The organism is Streptomyces sp. SUK 48, assembly GCF_009650765.1.
Classification (GTDB): domain Bacteria; phylum Actinomycetota; class Actinomycetes; order Streptomycetales; family Streptomycetaceae; genus Streptomyces.
The window spans coordinates 2,308,600-2,328,063 of record NZ_CP045740.1; the positions used below are offsets into that span (position 1 = coordinate 2,308,600).

The 19,464-nt window shown below is 71.4% G+C and carries 16 protein-coding genes; 3 read left to right on the forward strand and 13 right to left on the reverse strand.

Going from position 1 to position 19,464, the window contains the following annotated elements:
* Positions 1–65 precede the first annotated feature (65 nt).
* On the reverse strand, positions 66–923 hold the full coding sequence (locus tag GHR20_RS09620) for an ABC transporter permease (RefSeq protein ID WP_111580832.1): 858 nt from the start codon (positions 921–923) through the stop codon (positions 66–68).
* Complete coding sequence (locus tag GHR20_RS09625) at positions 913–1,728, reverse strand: ABC transporter ATP-binding protein (protein ID WP_148026233.1); 816 nt, start codon at positions 1,726–1,728, stop codon at positions 913–915. Before GHR20_RS09625 ends, GHR20_RS09620 begins: the two co-directional genes overlap by 11 nt.
* Positions 1,729–1,887: 159 nt before the next feature.
* Here GHR20_RS09625 and GHR20_RS09630 point away from each other — a divergent pair, with 159 nt between their 5' ends.
* Positions 1,888–2,580, forward strand: coding sequence for a response regulator (locus GHR20_RS09630; RefSeq protein WP_153812943.1), 693 nt, complete (start codon positions 1,888–1,890; stop codon positions 2,578–2,580).
* Positions 2,581–2,592: 12 nt separating this feature from the next.
* Here GHR20_RS09630 and GHR20_RS09635 read toward each other — a convergent pair whose 3' ends face one another.
* The 6 genes from GHR20_RS09635 to GHR20_RS09660 form a co-directional block, all read right to left on the reverse strand.
* Positions 2,593–4,197, reverse strand: a complete 1,605-nt coding sequence (locus tag GHR20_RS09635) for a cation acetate symporter (RefSeq protein WP_153812944.1) — start codon at positions 4,195–4,197, stop codon at positions 2,593–2,595.
* Positions 4,194–4,742, reverse strand: a complete 549-nt coding sequence (locus tag GHR20_RS09640; RefSeq protein ID WP_153812945.1) for a DUF485 domain-containing protein — start codon at positions 4,740–4,742, stop codon at positions 4,194–4,196. The genes GHR20_RS09635 and GHR20_RS09640 overlap by 4 nt, the downstream gene beginning before the upstream one ends.
* A gap of 70 nt (positions 4,743–4,812) precedes the next feature.
* On the reverse strand, positions 4,813–5,511 hold the full coding sequence (locus tag GHR20_RS09645; protein WP_153812946.1) for a response regulator transcription factor: 699 nt from the start codon (positions 5,509–5,511) through the stop codon (positions 4,813–4,815).
* Positions 5,508–6,659, reverse strand: a complete 1,152-nt coding sequence (locus GHR20_RS09650; protein ID WP_153812947.1) for a histidine kinase — start codon at positions 6,657–6,659, stop codon at positions 5,508–5,510. Before GHR20_RS09650 ends, GHR20_RS09645 begins: the two co-directional genes overlap by 4 nt.
* A complete protein-coding gene (locus GHR20_RS09655; protein WP_111580825.1) occupies positions 6,656–7,207 on the reverse strand; it encodes a DUF1453 family protein in 552 nt (183 codons plus the stop codon). The genes GHR20_RS09650 and GHR20_RS09655 overlap by 4 nt, the downstream gene beginning before the upstream one ends.
* Positions 7,208–7,556: 349 nt before the next feature.
* Positions 7,557–8,207 carry a TetR/AcrR family transcriptional regulator C-terminal domain-containing protein gene (locus GHR20_RS09660; protein WP_153812948.1) on the reverse strand — a complete coding sequence of 217 codons (651 nt, stop codon included), beginning with the start codon at positions 8,205–8,207 and terminating at the stop codon, positions 7,557–7,559.
* A gap of 118 nt (positions 8,208–8,325) precedes the next feature.
* On the opposite strand from GHR20_RS09660, the gene GHR20_RS09665 reads away from it, so the two are divergent.
* The gene (locus GHR20_RS09665) at positions 8,326–9,798 is read left to right on the forward strand and encodes an FAD-dependent monooxygenase (protein ID WP_153812949.1); all 1,473 of its coding nucleotides are present in this window, start codon (positions 8,326–8,328) and stop codon (positions 9,796–9,798) included.
* A 504-nt stretch (positions 9,799–10,302) separates the two neighbouring features.
* Here the strand turns inward: GHR20_RS09665 and GHR20_RS09670 are convergent.
* A complete protein-coding gene (locus tag GHR20_RS09670; protein ID WP_153812950.1) occupies positions 10,303–12,426 on the reverse strand; it encodes a DNA topoisomerase IV subunit B in 2,124 nt (707 codons plus the stop codon).
* A gap of 439 nt (positions 12,427–12,865) precedes the next feature.
* On the opposite strand from GHR20_RS09670, the gene GHR20_RS09675 reads away from it, so the two are divergent.
* Entirely contained in the window at positions 12,866–13,096 is a 231-nt protein-coding gene (locus tag GHR20_RS09675; protein WP_046421432.1) for a hypothetical protein, read from the forward strand.
* Between the two features lie 109 nt (positions 13,097–13,205).
* Here GHR20_RS09675 and GHR20_RS09680 read toward each other — a convergent pair whose 3' ends face one another.
* The 4 genes from GHR20_RS09680 to GHR20_RS09695 all read right to left on the reverse strand — a co-directional run bounded on the left by GHR20_RS09680 (position 13,206) and on the right by GHR20_RS09695 (position 19,453).
* Positions 13,206–14,111: a serine protease gene (locus GHR20_RS09680; protein WP_153812951.1), complete on the reverse strand. Its 906-nt coding sequence runs from the start codon at positions 14,109–14,111 to the stop codon at positions 13,206–13,208.
* 155 nt (positions 14,112–14,266) lie between these two features.
* Positions 14,267–15,802 (reverse strand): RNA polymerase sigma factor, encoded by a 1,536-nt coding sequence (locus tag GHR20_RS09685; RefSeq protein WP_111581339.1) that lies wholly within the window; start codon positions 15,800–15,802, stop codon positions 14,267–14,269.
* A 410-nt stretch (positions 15,803–16,212) separates the two neighbouring features.
* Complete coding sequence (locus GHR20_RS09690; RefSeq protein ID WP_111580822.1) at positions 16,213–17,100, reverse strand: FadR/GntR family transcriptional regulator; 888 nt, start codon at positions 17,098–17,100, stop codon at positions 16,213–16,215.
* A gap of 166 nt (positions 17,101–17,266) precedes the next feature.
* Positions 17,267–19,453, reverse strand: a complete 2,187-nt coding sequence (locus GHR20_RS09695; protein ID WP_153812952.1) for an ABC transporter ATP-binding protein — start codon at positions 19,451–19,453, stop codon at positions 17,267–17,269.
* Positions 19,454–19,464: the final 11 nt, after the last annotated feature.

Consider the following 19,464-nt stretch of genomic DNA (forward strand, 5'->3'; position numbering starts at 1 on the left):
GGTGCGGGTGAGGGTGTCGAGGGGGCTGGGCGGTTCGTACGGAGCCGGTCGCGCGAGGGGCAGGGTCAGCTCTCCGAACCGGCGGGCTTCCAGCGGAAGATGCGCCGCTCGGCGAAGGTCAGCAGGCCCTCGGCGGCGAGGGCGACGACGGCGAGGATGACCATCGCGGCGTACACACCGGCCGCGTTGAAGGTGTTCTGCGACTGCGCGACGAGCAGGCCGATGCCCTTGGTCGCGCCGATGTACTCGCCGACGATCGCGCCGATCAGCGCGAAGCCGAAGCTGACATGGAGGCTGGTGAAGATCCAGGAGGTGGCCGACGGGATGACCACCTGGAGGGTCACCCTGCGGTCGCTCGCGCCCAGGATGCGGGCGTTGGCCACCAGGTTGCGGTCCACCTCGCGGGCGCCCTGGAAGGCGTTGAAGAACACCGGGAAGAACACCAGCACCACGGCGGAGGCGACCTTGGAGGACGGCCCGAGGCCGAACCAGATCAGGAAGATGGGCGCGAGGACGATCCGGGGAATCGAGTTGAGCACCTTGATGTATGGACCAAGCACCTCGGCGAGGAGGCCGATCCGGCCCAGCGCGATACCGAGGAGGACACCGGCGACCACCCCCACGAGCCAGCCGAGCAGCGCCTCGTAGAGCGTGTACCAGACCTGCTCGCCCAGGGACCCGAGCGCGGTGCCGTGCATGACCCAGGTGGAGATCTGGTCCCAGATCTTGGAGGGCATCGAGAAGTTGAACGGATCGATGACCTTCGCCCGGGACAGCGCCTCCCACAGGCCGAGCACGGCGACCAGGAGCACCACTCGCGCGGCGTTGACGAAAAGCTTGCGGCGGCGGGCGGCCTGGGCGCGGCTTCGCGCGCGGTCGGGGGCCTTGGCGGCGGCCGGGGTGTCGAGAACCTCAGGCGACATGGGCGGCACCCCGCTCGCGGGTGATGCGGACCTCTTCGCCGAGCGACTCCCAGATCTCCCGGTAGATCTCGATGAACCGCGGCTGGAGGCGCACCGACTCGACCTTCCGCGGCCGGGGCAGATCGATCTCGAAGACCTGCTTGACGGTGGCGGGCCCGGCGGTCATCACGACGACCTTGTCGGCCAGCGCGATGGACTCCTCCAGGTCGTGGGTGACGAAGACGACCGAGGCGCCGGTGCCCTCCCACAGCTCCAGCAGTTCGTCCGACATCAGTGCCCGGGTCTGCACGTCGAGCGCCGAGAACGGCTCGTCCATGAGCAGGATCTCGGGGTCGTTGACGAAGGTGGCGGCGAGGGCGACGCGCTTGCGCTGGCCGCCGGAGAGCTGGTGCGGGTAGCGGTCCTCGAAGGCGGCGAGCCCGACCCGGCCCAGCCACTCGCGGGCCTTCTGCCGGGCCTCCGCCTTGGGGACGCCCCGGAAGCGGGGTCCGGCCATGACGTTCGACAGGACGGTGCGCCAGGGGAAGGTGGCGTCCTGCTGGAAGACGAAACCGACCTTGTCGCCGACGCCGCCGACCGGTTCGCCGGCGACCGTCACCTCGCCCTCGGTGGGCTCCTCCAGCCCGCTGACCAGGGTCAGCGTGGTGGACTTGCCGCAGCCGGTCGGTCCCACGACGGCCACGAACTCACCGCGTCCCACAGTGAGATCCAGACCGCGCACGGCCGTGTGCAGTCCCCCTGACGGGGTTCTGAAGGTCTTGCTCGCGCCCCGCAGCTCGATGGCGGGGCCGGTGTGTGCGCTCATGGCCCGGGACGGTAGGTCCGCCCCCGCCACGAGCAGCAGTCTTGTGTGCACAAGGCGTTCTTTTGCTCGCAAGAACCTGTTGTGCTCTTTTTGCTCGCGCTACAACTGCGGAGCCGCATGGGCGGGCCGGACGCCCGCCGGCCTTGAAGGAGAGGCCCGATGATTGACGTCCTGGTGGTCGACGACGACTTCCGCGTCGCTGAGATAAACGCCAAATACGTGGGAAAGGTTCCGGGGTTCCGGGTGGCCGCCCGCGCGCACAGCGCCGCCCAGGCGCTGGCCGCCGTGGAACGCGGCGCCATCGATCTGGTGCTGCTCGACCACTATCTGCCGGACCGTACCGGCCTGGAACTCGTCCACCGCATGCGGGAGCAGGGCCATGGCGCGGACGTCATCATGATCACGGCGGCCGGCGATGTCGCCACCGTCCAGCATGCGATGCGCCTGGGCGCCCTGCACTACCTGGTGAAGCCGTTCACCTTCGCCGCGCTGCGCACCCGTCTCGACTCCTATGCCGCGCTGCGCCGCACGGTCGACCGGGTGGGCGGCCGGGGGGTGGCGGGCCAGGAGCAGGTGGACCGGATCTTCGGGGCGCTGCGCACGGCGCCCGCCCCCTCCGCGCCCGGCCTGCCGAGCGGCCACACCGTGCCGACGACAGACCTGATATGCGACGTCCTGCACAGCGCCGACCATCCACTCTCCGCCCACGAGGTCGCCGCCCGCACCGGTCTGAGCCGCTCCACGGCCCAGCGCTACCTCCGCCACCTGGAACAGGCCGGCCGCCTGCGACTCTCCCTGAAGTACGGCGACACCGGCCGCCCGGAACACCGGTACGCGTGGGTGGCGCCGTGACCGTCGCCGGCCCTAGGCAGCCCCGGCCCCGGTGAGGGAGCGCACCTCCGTCTCGGCGTACTTGGCCTCGTCCGGGATCTCGTCCGAGGTGACCGTGCCCAGCCAGCCGGCGAGGAAGCCGAGCGGGATGGAGACGATGCCCGGGTTCTGCAACGGGAAGTACTGGAAGTCGACGCCGGGGAACAGCGAGCCGCGGCAGCCGGAGACCACCGGGGACAGCAGTACGAGCCCGAGCGCCGGGACCAGCCCGCCGTACACGGCCCACACCGCGCCGCGGGTGGTGAAGCCGCGCCAGAACAGCGAGTACATCAGCACCGGCAGATTGGCGGACGCGGCGACCGCGAAGGCGAGTCCGACCAGATAGGCGACGTTGAGGTCCCGGGCCAGCAGTCCGAGCGCGATCGCCACGGCACCGATCCCGACGGCGGCGAACCGCGCCACGGCCACCTCGCGGTGCACCCCGCCCTTGTGCCCGTCGCCCGGCCGCCGGAGGGAGGCGTAGAGGTCATGGGCCACGGAGGCGGAGGAGGCGAGCGTGATACCCGCGACCACCGCGAGGATCGTGGCGAAGGCGACGGCGGCGACCACCGCGAACAGAACCGTTCCTCCAGTGGAGCCGGCGCCGCCGCCCAGGTCGAGGGCGAGCAGCGGCATCGCCGTGTTCCCGGCCGCGTTCGAGGCGCGCAGGGCCTTGGGGCCCACGACCGCCGCCGCCCCGAACCCGAGGACGATCGTCAGCAGATAGAACCCGCCGATCAGCCCGATCGACCACACCGCGGAACGGCGCGCGGCGCGCGCGGTGGGCACCGTGTAGAAGCGGGACAGGATGTGCGGCAGCCCGGCGGTGCCCAGCACCAGCGCGAGCCCCAGGCTGATGAAGTCGAGACGGGCGGTCCAGCTGCCGCCGTACTTCAGGCCGGGCGCGAGGAAGGCGTCCCCGTGGCCGCTGCGCCGCGCGGCCGTGACCAGCAACTGATCGACATCGCCGTGGAACCGCAGCAGAAGGAGCACGGTCAGCGCGACCGTCCCGCCGAGCAGCAGCACCGCCTTCACGATCTGGATCCAGGTGGTCGCCCGCATCCCGCCCAGCGACACATAGACCACCATGAGCGCGCCGACCCCGATGACCGTCCACGCCTGGGCCGCCCCGCTCGTGCGGCCGAGCAGCAGCGCCACCAGGCTGCCCGCGCCGACCATCTGCGCCACCAGGTACAGCACGGACACCACGACCGAGGACGTGCCCGCCGCGATCCGCACCGGGCGCTCGCTCATCCGCGCGGCCACCACGTCGGCCAGGGTGAACCGCCCGCAGTTGCGCACCAGTTCGGCCACCAGGAACAGCACCACCAGCCACGCCACGAGAAAGCCCACCACATACAGCAGCCCGTCGTAGCCGTACAACGCGATGAGCCCGGTGACGCCCAGGAAGGAGGCCGCCGAGATGTAGTCGCCCGTGATGGCAAAACCATTCTCCATCGGGGAGAACAACCGCCCGCCCGTGTAGAACTCCTCCGCCGAACCGCGCCGCCGCCGGCCCACCCACGTCGTGATCCCGAGGCTGACCGCCACGAATCCGCTGAACAGCAGCAGCGCCAGCGTCTGATGCTCGCCGGTCACCGGGCACCTCCCCGTGTCCCCCGGGTCAACTCCTGTGTCTCCCAGCGCAGTTCCAACGCCGCCCGATCCCGCCGCAGCCGCGCGTGCCGGGTGTAGGCCCAGGTGAGCAGGAACGTGGTGAGGAACTGCCCCAGCCCCGCGAGCATCGCCACGTTCACCGCGCCCACCACGGGCCGGGCCATCAGCTCCGGAGCGGTGGTCGCCGCCACCACGTACGCCACGTACCAGCTCAGGAAGACCGCGACCCCCGGCACCACGAACCGCCGGTATCTGCCCCGCACTTCCTGGAAGGCGGCGCTGCGCTGCACCTCGACGTACACCTCGCGGGCGTGCACCGCCGCCGCGTCCATCTCCCCGCGCGCCGAGGGTACGGCCGGAGGGGGTGATCCGGCGCCGTACGGCTCGCCCCAGCCGAGGGCCGACGAGTCGCACCAAGGGTCCTCGTGCCGCGCAGCGCGGCAGGGTGCGCCGTGGTCCCTCCGGTTCCCGGCCGAACGCTCGGGACCGTCCCCTGCTCCGCGGGCACGATCATCGCTTGACTGCATGCCCAAGGATGGGCAGACCCGGAAGTTCCGTGACTCTTCTTCTCCGGGCTCTTCACTCCATCAGGTGACGTCACCCCGCGGGCGGCCGCACCAGCCCCTTGGCGTAGGCGTAACGCACCGCCTGCGCCCGGTCCTTGAGGCCGGTCTTCGCGAACAGGTTGTTGATGTGCGTTTTCACAGTCGCGTTCGAGACATGCAGCCTGCCGGCGATCTCCTGGTTGCTGAGGCCCTCGGCGATCAGCACGAGGACCTCGGTCTCGCGCACGGTCAGCCCGTCCGGGGGCTCAGAGGTCGTGGGCACGAGCGCGACCGGCCGGGGCTCGGCCTGCGACAGCCGCTCCAGCAGCCGGCGCTGGACGCTCGGCGACAGCCCCGCCTCCCCCGACAGCACGCTCTCCACGGCCCGTACGATCTCCTCGCCGCCCGCGTCCTTGGTCAGATAGCCCCGGGCGCCGGCCCGCAGGGCGGGGAACAGCGACTCGTCGTCGGCGTACGTGGTGAGCACCACCACCTGGGTCCCGGGGTACTGCTCCCGGATCCGCCGGGTGGCCTCCACGCCGTCGCAGCGGGGCATCCGGAGGTCCATCAGGACGACGTCGGGGGCGAGTTCCCCGACCAGGCGCACCGCCTCCTCGCCGTCTCCCGCGGCGCCGATGACCTCGACGCCCGGGAGCAGTCCGAGCAGCATCACGATGCCTTCCCGGACGACGGTCTGATCGTCGGCGACCACCACCCGCGCCGGCTTCTTCTCCCCCTCGGGCTCGGTCATACGGGCACCTTCAGTGTCACCGCGAACCCCTCCTCGTCCGGCCCCGCGTCCAGCGAGCCGCCCAGCAGTTCCGCGCGCTCGCGCATACCGAGCAGACCGTACCCGCCGCCGGAGGACGTGAGGTCGCCGGGCCGTCCGCCCGAGTCCCGCACATTCAGCGTCACTTGGTGGTCGCTGTAGTCGAGGCGCAGGTCCACCTTGGCGCCCTGGGCGTGCTTGCGGACGTTCGTCAGCGCCTCCTGGGCCACCCGGCGCACGGCCTGGGACGCCTCGGCCGGCAGGGGTCTGGGCTCACCCGTGACAGTGACCGCCGCGCCTTCGGCCCCGCTGACGAGTTCGCCGAGGAAGTCCTCCAGCGGTGTCAGTTCGCCCCGCAGCGCGGACAGCGCCTGTCTGGTCTCGGCGAGGCCGTCGCGGGCCATGCCGCGGGCGGCCACCACCCGCTCCAGGATCCGCTCGCGGTCGGCGCCCCGCTCGATCAGCAGCCGGGCCGCCTCCAGGTGGACGAGCTGCGCGGAGAGGCTGTGGGCCAGCACATCGTGGATCTCGCGGGCGATCCTGGCCCGCTCGGCGAGTGCCGCGGACTCGGCCTCGGCGGCTCTCGCGGCCCGCTCCTGGTCGAGCAGCCGCTGTGCGTTGCCCCGGGCCTCAGCGTCCAGCCGCAGGACGTAGCCGGCCAGCGCCATGCCCACGACCGAGGCGGCGGTGGTCAGCCAGACGTCGTTGTTGAAGGCGGAGTACGCGGCGAGGCCCGCCGAGGTCACCGGGGCCGCGGCGGCGAGCGGGAGCCGCTCCAGGGCGGTGATTCCGCAGCCGCACCACAGGACGAGGGCCAGTGCCCGGAATCCCGTGGCCTCGGCGGCGACCGCGATGCCCATGAGCGTCGCCAGCAGGATCAGGGAGGGGAGCAGTCGGTGCTGGTAGGTGGTGCGGAAGAAGGCCCAGCCGAGGAATCCGGCGACGACGACGCCCGCGAGGGCGGCGACCCCGGTCCAGGCGTCGACATGCTTCTGGTTGTACGCGCCCCACAGCAGCAGGGCGATCACCAGGATCCTGACGGCCCAGGCGAGCAGGCGGCGGGGGCGGGTGGTTCCGGCGCGGCCGAGCGCCTCTTTCGAGGGCCACCGCGTCCAGGCGTTCTCGGTCACAGGCGCTCCTCTCCGGCGGGCCTGCCGTCACCGTACGCCGCGGCGGGACGGCTCGTGGCGCCGAGAGGCTGGGTGGTCAGCGGCTTACGAGCGCCGAGGGTGCTCGCACGCCAGGTCAGGATCCCGGCGCGGACCAGCAGGGAGGCGGCGAAGCCGAGGAGCAGGCCGGAGCTGTGCTGGTGCAGGCCGAAGGCGGCGCCGAGGGCGAAGACGCCGATGCGCAGGGCGATGCCGGCGATCCAGACGGCGGCGCTCGCCTTGGTGCCCTTGCTCCACACCGCGCCGTCCGGCTCGGTCCAGATGTGCGTGGTCCAGGCCCAGCCCGCGCCCATGGCCAGGCCGATGAGCAGTTCCACGGCGAGCAGTGCGGCGGACCCGACGCGGTGATGGGCGTCGAGGATGCCGGGTTCGCGCAGCGCTATGACCCCGAGGATCAGGGGCAGCAGCCACCAGCGGCGGTCCGTGTCGATCGGGCGTGCGCGGAACTGGCGTGCCAGCACGAGCGCGACGACGGCCACGATCACCAGTGCGTTGGCGAGCCCCACCATCAGATCCTCCGTGAGCGAGAAGTCGTTCGCCGGGAGCGAGTGCTGCCCGACGCTTCGAAGTTACGGAAATTCGCAGGTCGGGAGATCGGAGCCCGGGTGGATCACAGGTGGAGAGCTTGACGGACGTACCTCCACCCAGGGGTGGAGACGGGCCAGGGTGAGGTCCCGGCGGGGGTGAGGGTCCCGGCGGGGTGGGGCGGCGGGCGCGTGTCCGGCCGACCCCGCGCAGGGGGCCAGGTCGTGGCGGGTCGGATCCCACAGGCCGGATCTGACGGGCTGGATCTGACGGGCCGGGCCTTGCACGGCACCGGCCCCGCTGGCTGCGGGCTGGCTGGCTGCGGGCCGGCGGTCAGTCGGCCGGAGAGTCACCCACGTCTCCGCCGGTACCCGGGCCGTGAGGCTCCTCTGCCCGGGAGAGACCGGCGATGATCAGGCCGAGGGCGAATTCGAAGCGCTGGTCGAAGCTGTCGGGGCCGACGTGCGGCAGGACCTGGGCCAGGGCCGGGTAGCTGGCGGCCGGGGTCTGGTCCGGGTGGAGGGCCGGCGCGGTTTCCTGGGCGGCCTGCTGTTCCTGGGTGAGGCCCAGGGTCAGATAGAAGATCGACCAGTGCGTCCACGCGGCCGTGCGCGGCGAATGGCCGGCCGCGAGCAGGGTGGCGATCACGGCGTCGGCGTAGCGCAGCGTGTGCGGCTCGGCCGCGAAGACGCCCGCGACCATCTTGGCGGCGTCGCGGTGGGAGAGCAGTGCCGCGCGGCAGCGGCGGCTCAGTTCCCTGAGCCGGTCGGGGAACGCCTCGGGCAGCGGCTCGTCGAGGCAGTGCGCGAGGAGTTCGTCGGAGGCGAGTTCGAGCAGGCGGCCCTTGCTGGAGGCGTGCCAGCGGACGGTGTTGTGCTGCACGCCGAGCCGGGTCGCGACGGCGCGCATGGTCACGCCGTCCAGGCCGTGCTCGTCGAGGACTGCCAGCGTGGCGGCGACGATCTCGCCCCGTGTCGTACCCATTGATGCGCCTCTCCGGTCGGCTCGCGCGCCTTGCCGCGCCAACCCCTGTTGTCCAATGGACAATTCTAGGGCATCCTCACTGTTGTCCAACGGACAAGAGTGAGAGGAAGTGATGGTCATGCTCGACGTGCTGATCGCCGGGGCGGGCCCGGTGGGGCTCTGGCTGGCCGCGGAGCTGCGCCTGCACGGGGTGGAGGTGACCGTCGTGGAACGCCGGGCGGCACCGGACGGACGGTCGCGCGCGGTCGGCATGCAGGCGGGCACGCTCGACACCTTCGCCACCCGCGGGCTCGCGGAGCGGTTCATCGAACGGGGCACCCCGGTGCCGACCGGCCACTTCGGGGCGGCGACGACCAGGCTGGACTTCTCCACGACCGGAGCGGTGCACCCGTTCATGCTGGCGCTCGGCCAGTCCGTCACCGAACAGCTCCTGGAGGAGCACGCGGTCGCCGTGGGCGCCCGGGTGCTGCGCGGCGCTGAAGTCGTCTCGCTCACCCAGGGACCGGACGCCGTCGAGGTGGTGATCCGGGGCGACGGCACCCACCGGACCGAGCGGGCCCGCTGGGTGGTGGGCTGCGACGGCACCCGCAGCGCGGTGCGCCGGGCGGCCGGCATCGACTTCCCGGGCCGGGACACCACGTTGACCGGGTGGCTCGCCGACGTCGAGCTGGACGACCCGCCCACCGCGCCGCTCGCCGCCGCCGGGCCCGCCGGTTCGTTGCTGGCGGCCCCAATTGGCGACGGCGTCCACCGGCTGGCGGGCCTGTCCACGGCCACCATGCACCGCGGCGCCGGAGAAGCGCTCACCCTAGAAGAGGTGCGCGAGCAGACCCGGGCGCTCCTGGGACGCGATCTGGGCATCCGCAACCCCCGGTGGCTGTCGCGCTACGGCAACGCCACCCGCCAGGCCGCGCGGTACCGGGCCGGACGGGTACTGGTGGCCGGGGACGCGGCGCACATGTTCTTCCCGGCCGGTGGGCAGGGCATGAACCTCGGCATCCAGGACGCCACCAACCTGGGCTGGAAGCTGGCCGCCACCCTTCAGGGGCGGGCCGCCGACGGACTGCTCGACAGCTACGACACCGAGCGCCGGCCGGCCGCCCGCGCCGTCATCGACAACACTCGGGCGCAGCTCGCCCTGTTCGCGGCGGCGAGCCCGGAGCAGATCGCGCTGCGCGAGGTCTGGTCCGCCGCGCTGGCCGAGCCGCGGACCAACCGCCAGTGGGCCCGCAGGATCGCCGGCTTCGACGACCCACTGCCCGCTGACATCGCACCCGGCGGGCACCCGCTGGACGGCACGCGGCTGGCGGGCCTCGCCCTGGACTCGGCCGAAACGCCCACCGCCCACCCGTTGATGCACCGCGGCCGGCCGTTGCTGCTGGACCTCGGCGGGACGCGGACGCCGTGTGCCGCGGGTGGTCCGGAACAGCGGACGGTCACCGTCGACACCGAAGCCTCGGATCGGATCTGGCGGGACGTCACCGCCGTTCTGATCCGGCCGGACGCCCGGATCGCCTGGGCCGGCACCGACACCGACCCGCGGCGCCGGGCCACGGGCTGCCGCACCGCCCTGCGCACTCTGTACCGCTGAGCGTGCCCGATGCGCCGACTCGCCGGACAGCACCGGTCCGTCGGTGCGGTGGGCCGGTGCGACCGGGCGGGGGTACGGTTCGGCTGAACCTGGCCGAGGGCGAGCTGCCAGAGGGGGTCGGGTGGGTGGCGTACAAAGCCGAGGGGGTTGTCGTACAAAACCGCAGGACCGCCCCGCACGTTCCTACAGGCTGAACATGTGGGGCCAGGGGGAAGCCGTCGGGAGCCGACCCGTAAGCCGGACCAGGCCGGCCCAAACCGCTCCTCGGTCACCGGTCCAAGCCGACCCGCACCCGGCCCCGCTCGGGCCCACGCCCCCAAGCCGCACTCACCCGAACCATCGGGGCGTGCCGCTTCCGGGACGTGGAGGCACCCCTCAGAGCAGGGCGCCGAGGGGGCCCAGGAATCCCCCGGCCCCCTCCCAGCCCAGTTTGTGCGACCTCAGGTGTACGACCTCAGACGAACCCGCCCCAGCCAGAGCACTCACCCCAGCCCGCCGCAGCCGTCACGCGTCGATCCGCGACCGGTCCAATGTCGCCGCCGAGCTGGAGATGAACTCCTTGCGAGGGGCCACATCGTTGCCCATCAGGAGATCGAAGACCTGTTCGGCGGCTTCGAGGTCGGCGAGGTTGATGCGGCGCAGGGTGCGGTGGCGGGGGTCCATGGTGGTCTCGGCCAGCTGGTCGGCGTCCATCTCGCCGAGGCCCTTGTAGCGCTGGATGGAGTCCTTGTAGCGGACGCCCTTGGTCTGGAACTCCATGAGCTTGTCGCGCAGCTCGCGGTCCGAGTACGTGTAGACGTACTTGTCCTGGCCCTTCTTCGGCTGGACGACCTCGATGCGGTGCAGCGGCGGCACCGCGGCGAAGACACGCCCGGCCTCGACCATGGGCCGCATGTAGCGCTGGAACAGCGTGAGCAGCAGGCAGCGGATGTGGGAGCCGTCCACATCGGCGTCGGTCATCATGATGATCTTGCCGTAGCGGGCCTGGTCGATGTCGAAGGTGCGGCCCGAGCCCGCTCCTATGACCTGGATGATCGCGCCGCACTCGGCGTTCTTGAGCATGTCGGTCACGGACGAGCGCTGCACGTTGAGGATCTTGCCGCGGATCGGCAGCAGGGCCTGGAACTCGGAGTTCCGCGCCAGCTTGGCGGTGCCGAGCGCGGAGTCGCCCTCGACGATGAACAGCTCACTGCGGTCGACGTCGTCGCTGCGGCAGTCGGCGAGCTTGGCCGGCAGGGACGAGGACTCCAGGGCCGTCTTGCGCCGCTGGGCGTCCTTGTGCTGGCGGGCCGCGACACGCGTCCTGGCGGCGGCGACCACCTTCTCCATGACGACACGGGCCTGCGCCGCCGCGTCCCGCTTGGTGGCGGTCAGGAACGCCTTCAGCTCCTTGGTGACCACCTGGTTCACGATGCGGCGGGCCGCCGAGGTGCCGAGGACCTCCTTGGTCTGGCCCTCGAACTGCGGCTCGGCCAGGCGCACGGTGACGACCGCGGTGAGGCCCTCCAGGGCGTCGTCCTTGACGACATTGTCCTCGGCCACGCGCAGCATCTTCTTGGCGCGCAGCACGTCGTTCATCGTCTGTGTGAGGGCCTGCTCGAAGCCGGAGACATGGGTGCCGCCCTTGGGGGTGGCGATGATGTTGACGAAGGACCGCAGCTTCGTGTCGTAGCCCGTGCCCCAGCGCAGGGCGATGTCGACGCCCAGTTCGCGGGCGACCTCGGTCGGGGTCATCTGGCCGTGCTCGTCCAGGACGGGGACGGTCTCCTTGAAGGTGCCCTTGCCGGAGAAGCGGAGTACGTCGCACACCGGCTTGTCGCTCGCCAGGTACTCGCAGAACTCGCTGATGCCGCCGTCGAAGCGGAAGGACTCCTCACCCTTGCTGCCGCCCTCGCCCAGGCCGTACTCGTCGCGGACGACGATGGTCAGGCCGGGCACCAGGAAGGCGGTCTGCCGGGCGCGCTGGTGCAGCGTGTCCAGGTTGAGCTTGGCGTCCTTGAGGAAGATCTGCCGGTCCGCCCAGTAGCGCACCCGGGTGCCGGTGCGGGTCTTGGGGACCTTCTTCGCCTTGCGCAGACCGCTCTTGGCCTCGAACTTCGCGTCCGCGCCGGCGCCCGTGAAGGCGCCCGGCACGCCGCGCCGGAAGCTGATGGCATGGGTGTTGCCGCTGCGGTCCACCTCGATGTCGAGGCGGGCGGAGAGGGCGTTGACCACGGAGGCGCCGACGCCGTGCAGACCGCCGGAGGCGGCGTACGAGCCGCCGCCGAACTTGCCGCCCGCGTGGAGCTTGGTCATGACGACCTCGACGCCGGACAGGCCGGTCTTGGGCTCCACGTCCACGGGGATGCCGCGGCCGTTGTCCCGGACCTCCACGGACGCGTCGTCGTGGAGGATCACCTCGATGTGGTCGCAGTAGCCGCCGAGGGCTTCGTCCACCGAGTTGTCGATGATCTCCCACAGGCAGTGCATCAGGCCGCGGCTGTCGGTCGAGCCGATGTACATGCCCGGACGCTTGCGCACCGCCTCGAGGCCCTCGAGGACGAGCAGGTGCCGCGCGGTGTAGTTGGAACCGTCGCGGTCTGCTCCTGCCAGCAGAGCTGTGGACGGCACGGACGTATCGGCGGTCACGCGGTTCGCTCCTCGCTGAATTTCAGGTTGCCCCCTTCTGGGTAAGGGGGAGGCTTCGGTTGCCCGTCAGAGGGTACCGAGGCCAGGTAGAGCCGGTGTAGCGCGACCCTCGTCGGCTACTCAGACTAGTCCAGGCTCGTATACACGTTCGATCCCTCGTTGGGGTGAAGTGCATATCACGTTCCCTTGGAGGCATGAACCATTTAGGCTCCGGGCACGTCCTCTTGAACAACCGGCAAGCCAGCCGGGAGGACCGAGATACTAGACAGCGCGAACCCGTAAGCATCCCCAACACGCACTACGGCACATTCGCCGCCAACCGGCAGCAGACAGCCGCCCCGGAAAATTTTTTCCAGGAAAAGCCACGAGCGGGAACGTTTTCGGGCTGGTTGGATGTTGACCCTGGTACGACAGCTCGTCGAGCTAGAGAAGAGGCGACGTGACTACTGTTCTGACCCCCGCGAGCCCGCTGACGGCCGCTGATCGCTGCGACCGCTGCGGCGCCCAGGCATACCTGCGCGTCGTCCTGCTCAGCGGCGGAGAGCTGCTCTTCTGCGCCCACCACGGTCGCAAGTTCGAGCCGGAACTCAAGAAGATCGCCGCTGAGATACAGGACGAGACGGAGCGGCTGACGACCGCCCCGAGCACCGCTTCCGAAGAAGAGCGCTGAATCTCGCACGGACGACGAGCCGATACCGGCACAGGCCGGTGAACGGGCGGCCGCTCCTCTGTGGAGCGACCGCCCGTGCTCATACCCTGATCACCCCCGCGCAAGGCCCTCAGGAGCTCCCATGGGGCCTCTCGCGGGCTTTCGTGGGCGCCGTGGGTGCTTTCCCGTCCGCGCCGTCCCCGCCCGTCCCGAGGGCGCGTACGACCTCGGAGACACGGGTGTAGACGCCGGGGCTCCCGGCCCGCCCGCAGCCGCTGCCCCAGGAGACGAGACCGATCAGCCGCCCGCCGGCCACCAGCGGGCCGCCGCTGTCCCCCTGGCACGCGTCCGGCCCACCGGCGGCCTCTCCCGCGCAGAGCATGCTGGCGGCCCGGTAGACGCCGTCAGGGCCGCCCGGATAGGCGCGGCCGCAACGGTCGTCGGCGAGCACATGCACATCCGCGGCGTGGAGCCGGTGCGCGTAGGCACCGCCGCCGGTCAGATCGCCCCAGCCGGAGACCAGGGCCTTGGTGCCCGGCGCGTAGGCCGGGTCACCCGGTCCCGCCATGGCGATGACCGCGCTCTGCGGCAGCGGTTCGGCGAGCGTGACGACGGCGAAGTCGCCGGAGTTCGTCGCGCCGTCGAAGCCCGGATTGACCTGGACGTCCTTGACGGCGATCTCCTGGCCCTCGTCGGACAGCAGATCCGTGCGGCCCGTGATCACCTTGAGGTCGCGCACCCGGCCGGGTGGCGCCCCGAGGACGTCGTCGTTCATGCAGTGGGCGGCCGTGAGCACCGTGGTGCGGGCGATGGCCACGCCGCCGCAGAACTGGCCCGCACGGGTGCCTCCGAACCGGTCACGGCTGGACAGCGCCACCGTCCACGGGGCCTGCGACACGTCGATGGGGAATCCCCCGACGACCACGCTCCGGACCGCCGCGGGCGCCGCCGTGAACGCGCTCACCAGGGGTATGGCGGTGACGGTGGCCGCGAGGACGAGCGGCCGGATCAGTGCACGGCCAAGGGAACGGCGCATGTCGACTCCTCACTCAGGGTGGTGACTGGAGACCCCAGAGTGATCCACATGCTCTCCGCTCGCAGCACGAAGGCCCGGCTCCCACGAGGGGATCCGGGCCTTCGGCGGCTACGACCGGCCCTGTGGGCCGGACCGCCGACTGGCGGACCAGCCGACTAGTCGAGGTAGTCGCGCAGCACCTGCGAGCGCGACGGGTGGCGCAGCTTCGACATGGTCTTGGACTCGATCTGGCGGATGCGCTCACGCGTCACGCCGTAGACCTTGCCGATCTCGTCCAGGGTCTTCGGCTGGCCGTCGGTGAGGCCGAAGCGCATGGAGACGACGCCGGCCTCGCGCTCGGAGAGGGTGTCCAGGACCGAGTGCAGCTGCTCCTGGAGGAGGGTGAAGCTGACGGCGTCCGCGGGGACGACGGCCTCGGAGTCCTCGATGAGGTCACCGAACTCGCTGTCGCCGTCCTCACCCAGGGGGGTGTGCAGGGAGATGGGCTCGCGGCCGTACTTCTGGACCTCGATGACCTTCTCGGGGGTCATGTCGAGTTCCTTGGCCAGCTCCTCCGGGGTGGGCTCGCGGCCCAGGTCCTGGAGCATCTGGCGCTGCACGCGCGCGAGCTTGTTGATGACCTCGACCATGTGCACCGGGATACGGATGGTGCGGGCCTGGTCGGCCATGGCGCGGGTGATCGCCTGACGGATCCACCAGGTGGCGTACGTGGAGAACTTGTAGCCCTTGGTGTAGTCGAACTTCTCGACGGCGCGGATCAGACCGAGGTTGCCCTCCTGGATGAGGTCCAGGAAGAGCATGCCGCGGCCGGTGTAGCGCTTGGCCAGGGAGACCACCAGACGGAGGTTGGCCTCCAGGAGGTGGTTCTTGGCGCGACGGCCGTCCTCGGCGATGATCTCCAGCTCGCGCTTGAGCTTCGGGGCGAGCTTGTCGGCGTTCGCCAGCTTGTCCTCGGCGAACAGGCCGGCCTCGATGCGCTTGGCGAGCTCGACCTCCTGCTCGGCGTTGAGCAGGGGGACCTTGCCGATCTGCTTCAGGTAGTCCTTGACCGGGTCGGCGGTGGCGCCGGCCGCGGCGACCTGCTGCGCGGGCGCGTCGTCCTCGTCCTCGTCGGACAGGACGAAGCCCGCGTTCTCGGTGCCCTCGGGCTCGTCGCCGACCTTGGTGTCCTCGAGAACCTCTTCCTCGAGGATCTCGGCGTCGTCCTTCTTGCCCGTGGTCTTCTTGGCCGCCGTCTTCTTGGCGGTGGTCTTCTTGGCAACCGTCTTCTTGGCGGTCGTCTTCTTGGCAACCGCCTTCTTGGCGGTGGATGCCTCTTCGGCGGAATCGTCCGGGGTGGCGGACGCCGCGGGGGCGGCCGTGGTGGCGGTGGCCTTCCTGGTGGTCACCGTCTTCGCCGCGACCGTCTTGGTGGCGGTGCGCTTGGCCGGGCTCTTCGCTGCGACGCTCTTTCGGGTGCGCTTGGGCTCTGCTGCACTGACCATCAGCGTCACACCCTCTTCCTCAAGAATCTGGTTGAGGCTGCGCAGTACGTTCTTCCACTGAGTGGCCGGAATCTGGTCAGCTTCGAAGGCCCGACGCACATCGTCGCCGGCGATCTGCCCCTCAGCCTTTCCCCGCTCAATGAGCGCCATGACAGAGACGGACTCGGCGATCTCCGGCGGGAGCGTACGGGATGTGCTGGCCGACACGAACAACCTCTCGGAACGTTGGAAAACGGCTTCCGGCGCCGTCCACTGCGGACGGCAGCCGACCACCGGCCTGGGGATGGGCCGACGGCGCGGGCGCGGGCCGGGAAGATGCACAGCGCCATGTCTGGCGTCCGTATTCCCTTCGCGGCTGTCACCTCTTAAGTCATCGCACTGTTCCCCTGAGCGTTACGCCCATTCTGCGTGGCCCGAGTCACACCCCGTAAGCGAACAAAGACGGTCAGACATGGGCAAAAGATATCGCCCGGCGCATCGCCGGACCCCGCCGGGCTCCTGAGGGGATCCGGCGGGGTCCGGCGATGGGCGGGTACGACGACCGGCGCCCGGGCCGACGCGCCATGGGGACCGCGGAGACGCCGCACACCGGCGACCGCACCGCCCGCGGGGGCGGGTCAGTGCTCGCGCGGGGCGGGAACCACCCGCTCCACCTCGGGGTGCGCCGTGAGCAGTTGGCGCATGGCGGCCTCCGCCGCGCCGCCGTCGCCGGTGCCGAGGGCGTCGACGATGCGCGCGTGCTGGGCGAGGGACGAGTCGTTCGGCCGGTCACAGGCCGTGACGGGGCCGCCGGAGACCTGGAGGGCGGCGCCGACGATGCCGGAGAGGTGCTCCAGCATGCGGTTGCCCGCGACCTGGATGAGCAGCGCGTGGAACTCGGTGTCGGCGCGCGAGTAGGTGAGCGCGTCGCCCTGGGCCATGGCGTGGCTCATGATCTCCACCATGTCGGACAGGCGCTGCTGCACCTCTTCCCGGCCGTGTCCGGCGGCGAGACGGGCGGCGAGCGGCTCGATGGTCCAGCGCAGCTCGCTGAGCTCCCGACGCTGGTCGTCGCGCTGGGGGCCGAAGGCCCGCCACTCGATGATGTCCGGGTCGAGGAGGTTCCAGTCGCTGACCGGACGCACGCGCGTGCCCACGTTCGGCCGGGCGCTGACGAGGCCCTTGGCCTCCAGCACGCGGAGGGACTCGCGGACGACGGTGCGGGAGACCTCGAAGCGCTGGCCGATCTCCTCGGGCACCAGCGGTCGGTCCGCGCCCAGGTCGCCCGAGACGATCATCTGACCCAGCTGCTGGACGAGTTGGCCGTGCAGCCCGCGGCCGCGGCTGCCCGCGGGCCGCCGGCCGACCCGGCCCAGCTCGGATTCGCCTCCGTCCCAGGTGGGCGTTCCCACGCGATCGCCCACCGAGGCGTCGCCGTAGGAGTAGCGGTCGAGTTCGCCCGGACCGACCAGACCGGAGTCGGTGGAACGGGCGGCGGTCATCATGGTGTGCGCAAGGGTACTCACGGAACCTTTGTCGGCGTCGTCTCCAACTCCCTTGAGGTCTTTGGTGAAAAGCACACGAAAGGGTGATCGCTCACCCCGTCGCAATTGACGCCTTATCGGAAAGAAACGAGCCGCCCACGGGGAGTTGTGGGCACAACCGGCACCAGAACCGTAAGAACCGCGGTCATCAAGCCCTGGCACGCAAGGTCGTGAACAGATACGCGCACAGCAGCGCCGCCAGGGACAACACCATTGCGCCGCCTACGGGTTGGACGAGCAGCCGCGCCACCGCGAGCACATACCGGTCCCCTCCGAACGGCCACTGGAGCAGAAACACCTCCCGCATCCGCAGCGGGAGATCGGCCACGGTGCGCTCGGCCGGGCCCCGGAACGCCGTGTGCATGAGGGGTACGACGGCCACGGGTACGGCGAGGACAGCGGCGAGCCCGCCCGAGGTGGACCGGAAGACGCCGGCCGCGAGCACGCCGGCCCAGGCGCACCCGATGACGAGGGCGGTCCAACTCGCGCTCAGCGCAAGCCAGTCGTCGGGGACCTGGGTCAGTTCCCTGCCGTAGACGAGGTAGAGCGCCTCGGCGTCGCAGCCCGCGACGAGGAAGGCGAGCAGCGTCGCGGTGGCTCCGGAGACGAGGAGTTTCGCGGCCAGCAGCCCGAGCCGGCGGGGCACGGTGCCTCGGTCGGCGGCAAGCGCGGGGTGGCGGAACTCGTCCCCGAAGGCCAGTGCTCCGAGCAGGCCGGCGGCGAGCGCGACGGGCGGCAGCGGCAGTTGCCGGGGCCAGGCCGCGAACAGCCGCGCCTGCGGGGTGTGGCCGATCCCGGCCAACGCCACGGCGGTCAGCACGGACAGCACGAGCACCGCGCCGCAGATCAGGAACCCGGTGCCGACGCCCGCGGCCCGCCGGATCTCGTAGCGCAGGGGGCGCAGGGGGGTGGGTGCGGGACGGACGGAGATGGGGGGCGGGAGGGGGGAGTTCATGTCGAAGGCGCGGGCGGTGTCGGTATCGGCGTTCCCGCCGGTCCGGGGTTCGGGCTGCACCGTCCACGACGGACGGGCGAACGGTCCCCTGGCTCCGGGCAGGAGGGTGCGGAGGGCGGAGATGTGGGTGGTGGCGATGCGGGTCGGGATGATGCGGGTGAGGCGGGTCGGGCCGGCTTCCGGCTTCCCGGTGCGGCGGGCAGTGGTCTCGGCGCCGAGGGCCATACGTGCTTCGGCCCGGGGCGGGGCCTCGTCGAACGAGCCCGCCGGGGCCGGTTCGGTCGAGAACACAGGTGTCCCCGAGGAGTCGGGCCGAGGCGGCTTTCGCGCGAAGGACGCGGAGGCGGCCGGGGCGGCGGTCTCCGGGCGCGTCATGGTGGGCGGGTCCGGCACGGAGAAGCCGAACACGGTCTTCTCTCGCTCCGGCGGCGTACGACGGCTCGCGGGGCCGCCCATGGCCGGCGCGCGCTCGGACAGTGCGCCGCCCACGGCGGAGCCGGGCCCCATGTCGCCCAGTTCGTCGGCGAGTTGATGGACGAGGATGCCGTGCCGGAAGGCCGTCTCACCGATGACGGAGGTGGTGGTGCCGTACACGGAGAGGCGGTTGCCGCCCTCGCGCACGACCTCGACGGAACGGCGGCCGGTACGGGCCTCCTTGGTGAGCGCGGCCGCGAGGCGCCCGGCGTACGGGCTGCGCACGGCCACGCGCGGGCGCAGCCGGGTGCGGGCGAACTCCCCGGCCGCCTGGTCGGCCAGGAGCCTGCCCGCGTCGAGCGTGACGACCCGGTCGGCGATGTGCGCGGCCTCCCTCGGGTCGCCCGTGGTCGTCAGCACGGTGCCGCCCTGATCGGCGTGGGCGCGCAGCATGCCGTGCAGCCACTGCGCCTCGCCGGGGGAGAGACCGCGGGCGGGATCGTCCAGGACGAGCGTGTGCGGGTCGGGCAGCAGGGCGCACGCCAGGCCGAGCCTGCGGTCCATGCCGCGGGAGAGCGTGCCGAGACGTTCCTCCCGGAAGCTGACCAGGCCGACGGTTTCGAGGACCTCGTCGGCGCGGCGCCCCGGGACGCCCGACGCCGCGCACAGCATGCGCAGATGTCCGCGGACCGAGCGGGCCGGGTGCCCCGGTACGTCGCCGAGCAGCACGCCGACCTCGCGTGCCGGGTGGGCGATCCGGTACAGGGGCCGTCCTCTGAAGTAGGTGATGCCGCGACCGGGTCGCAGGGCGAGCATCAGCCTCAGGGCCGTGGTCTTGCCGGCGCCGGAGGCCCCGAGGAGCACGGTGATCCGGCCGGCGCGCGCTTCGAAGGAGATGTCGTCGACAGCGGGCGGCCGTGCCTTGCGGGAGGTGCTGGTCAGTCCGAAGGCTTGGATCACCTGCATCAAGATAGCGT

Bases quoted from the DNA above. Each gene is read 5' to 3' on its own strand.
- GHR20_RS09620 (WP_111580832.1), bottom strand. From the start codon at position 923: ATGTCGCCTGAGGTTCTCGACACCCCGGCCGCCGCCAAGGCCCCCGAC.
- GHR20_RS09625 (WP_148026233.1), bottom strand. From the start codon at position 1,728: ATGAGCGCACACACCGGCCCCGCCATCGAGCTGCGGGGCGCGAGCAAG.
- GHR20_RS09630 (WP_153812943.1), top strand. From the start codon at position 1,888: ATGATTGACGTCCTGGTGGTCGACGACGACTTCCGCGTCGCTGAGATA.
- GHR20_RS09640 (WP_153812945.1), bottom strand. From the start codon at position 4,742: ATGCAGTCAAGCGATGATCGTGCCCGCGGAGCAGGGGACGGTCCCGAG.
- GHR20_RS09645 (WP_153812946.1), bottom strand. From the start codon at position 5,511: ATGACCGAGCCCGAGGGGGAGAAGAAGCCGGCGCGGGTGGTGGTCGCC.
- GHR20_RS09655 (WP_111580825.1), bottom strand. From the start codon at position 7,207: ATGGTGGGGCTCGCCAACGCACTGGTGATCGTGGCCGTCGTCGCGCTC.
- GHR20_RS09660 (WP_153812948.1), bottom strand. From the start codon at position 8,207: ATGGGTACGACACGGGGCGAGATCGTCGCCGCCACGCTGGCAGTCCTC.
- GHR20_RS09665 (WP_153812949.1), top strand. From the start codon at position 8,326: ATGCTCGACGTGCTGATCGCCGGGGCGGGCCCGGTGGGGCTCTGGCTG.
- GHR20_RS09680 (WP_153812951.1), bottom strand. From the start codon at position 14,111: ATGCGCCGTTCCCTTGGCCGTGCACTGATCCGGCCGCTCGTCCTCGCG.
- GHR20_RS09695 (WP_153812952.1), bottom strand. From the start codon at position 19,453: ATGCAGGTGATCCAAGCCTTCGGACTGACCAGCACCTCCCGCAAGGCA.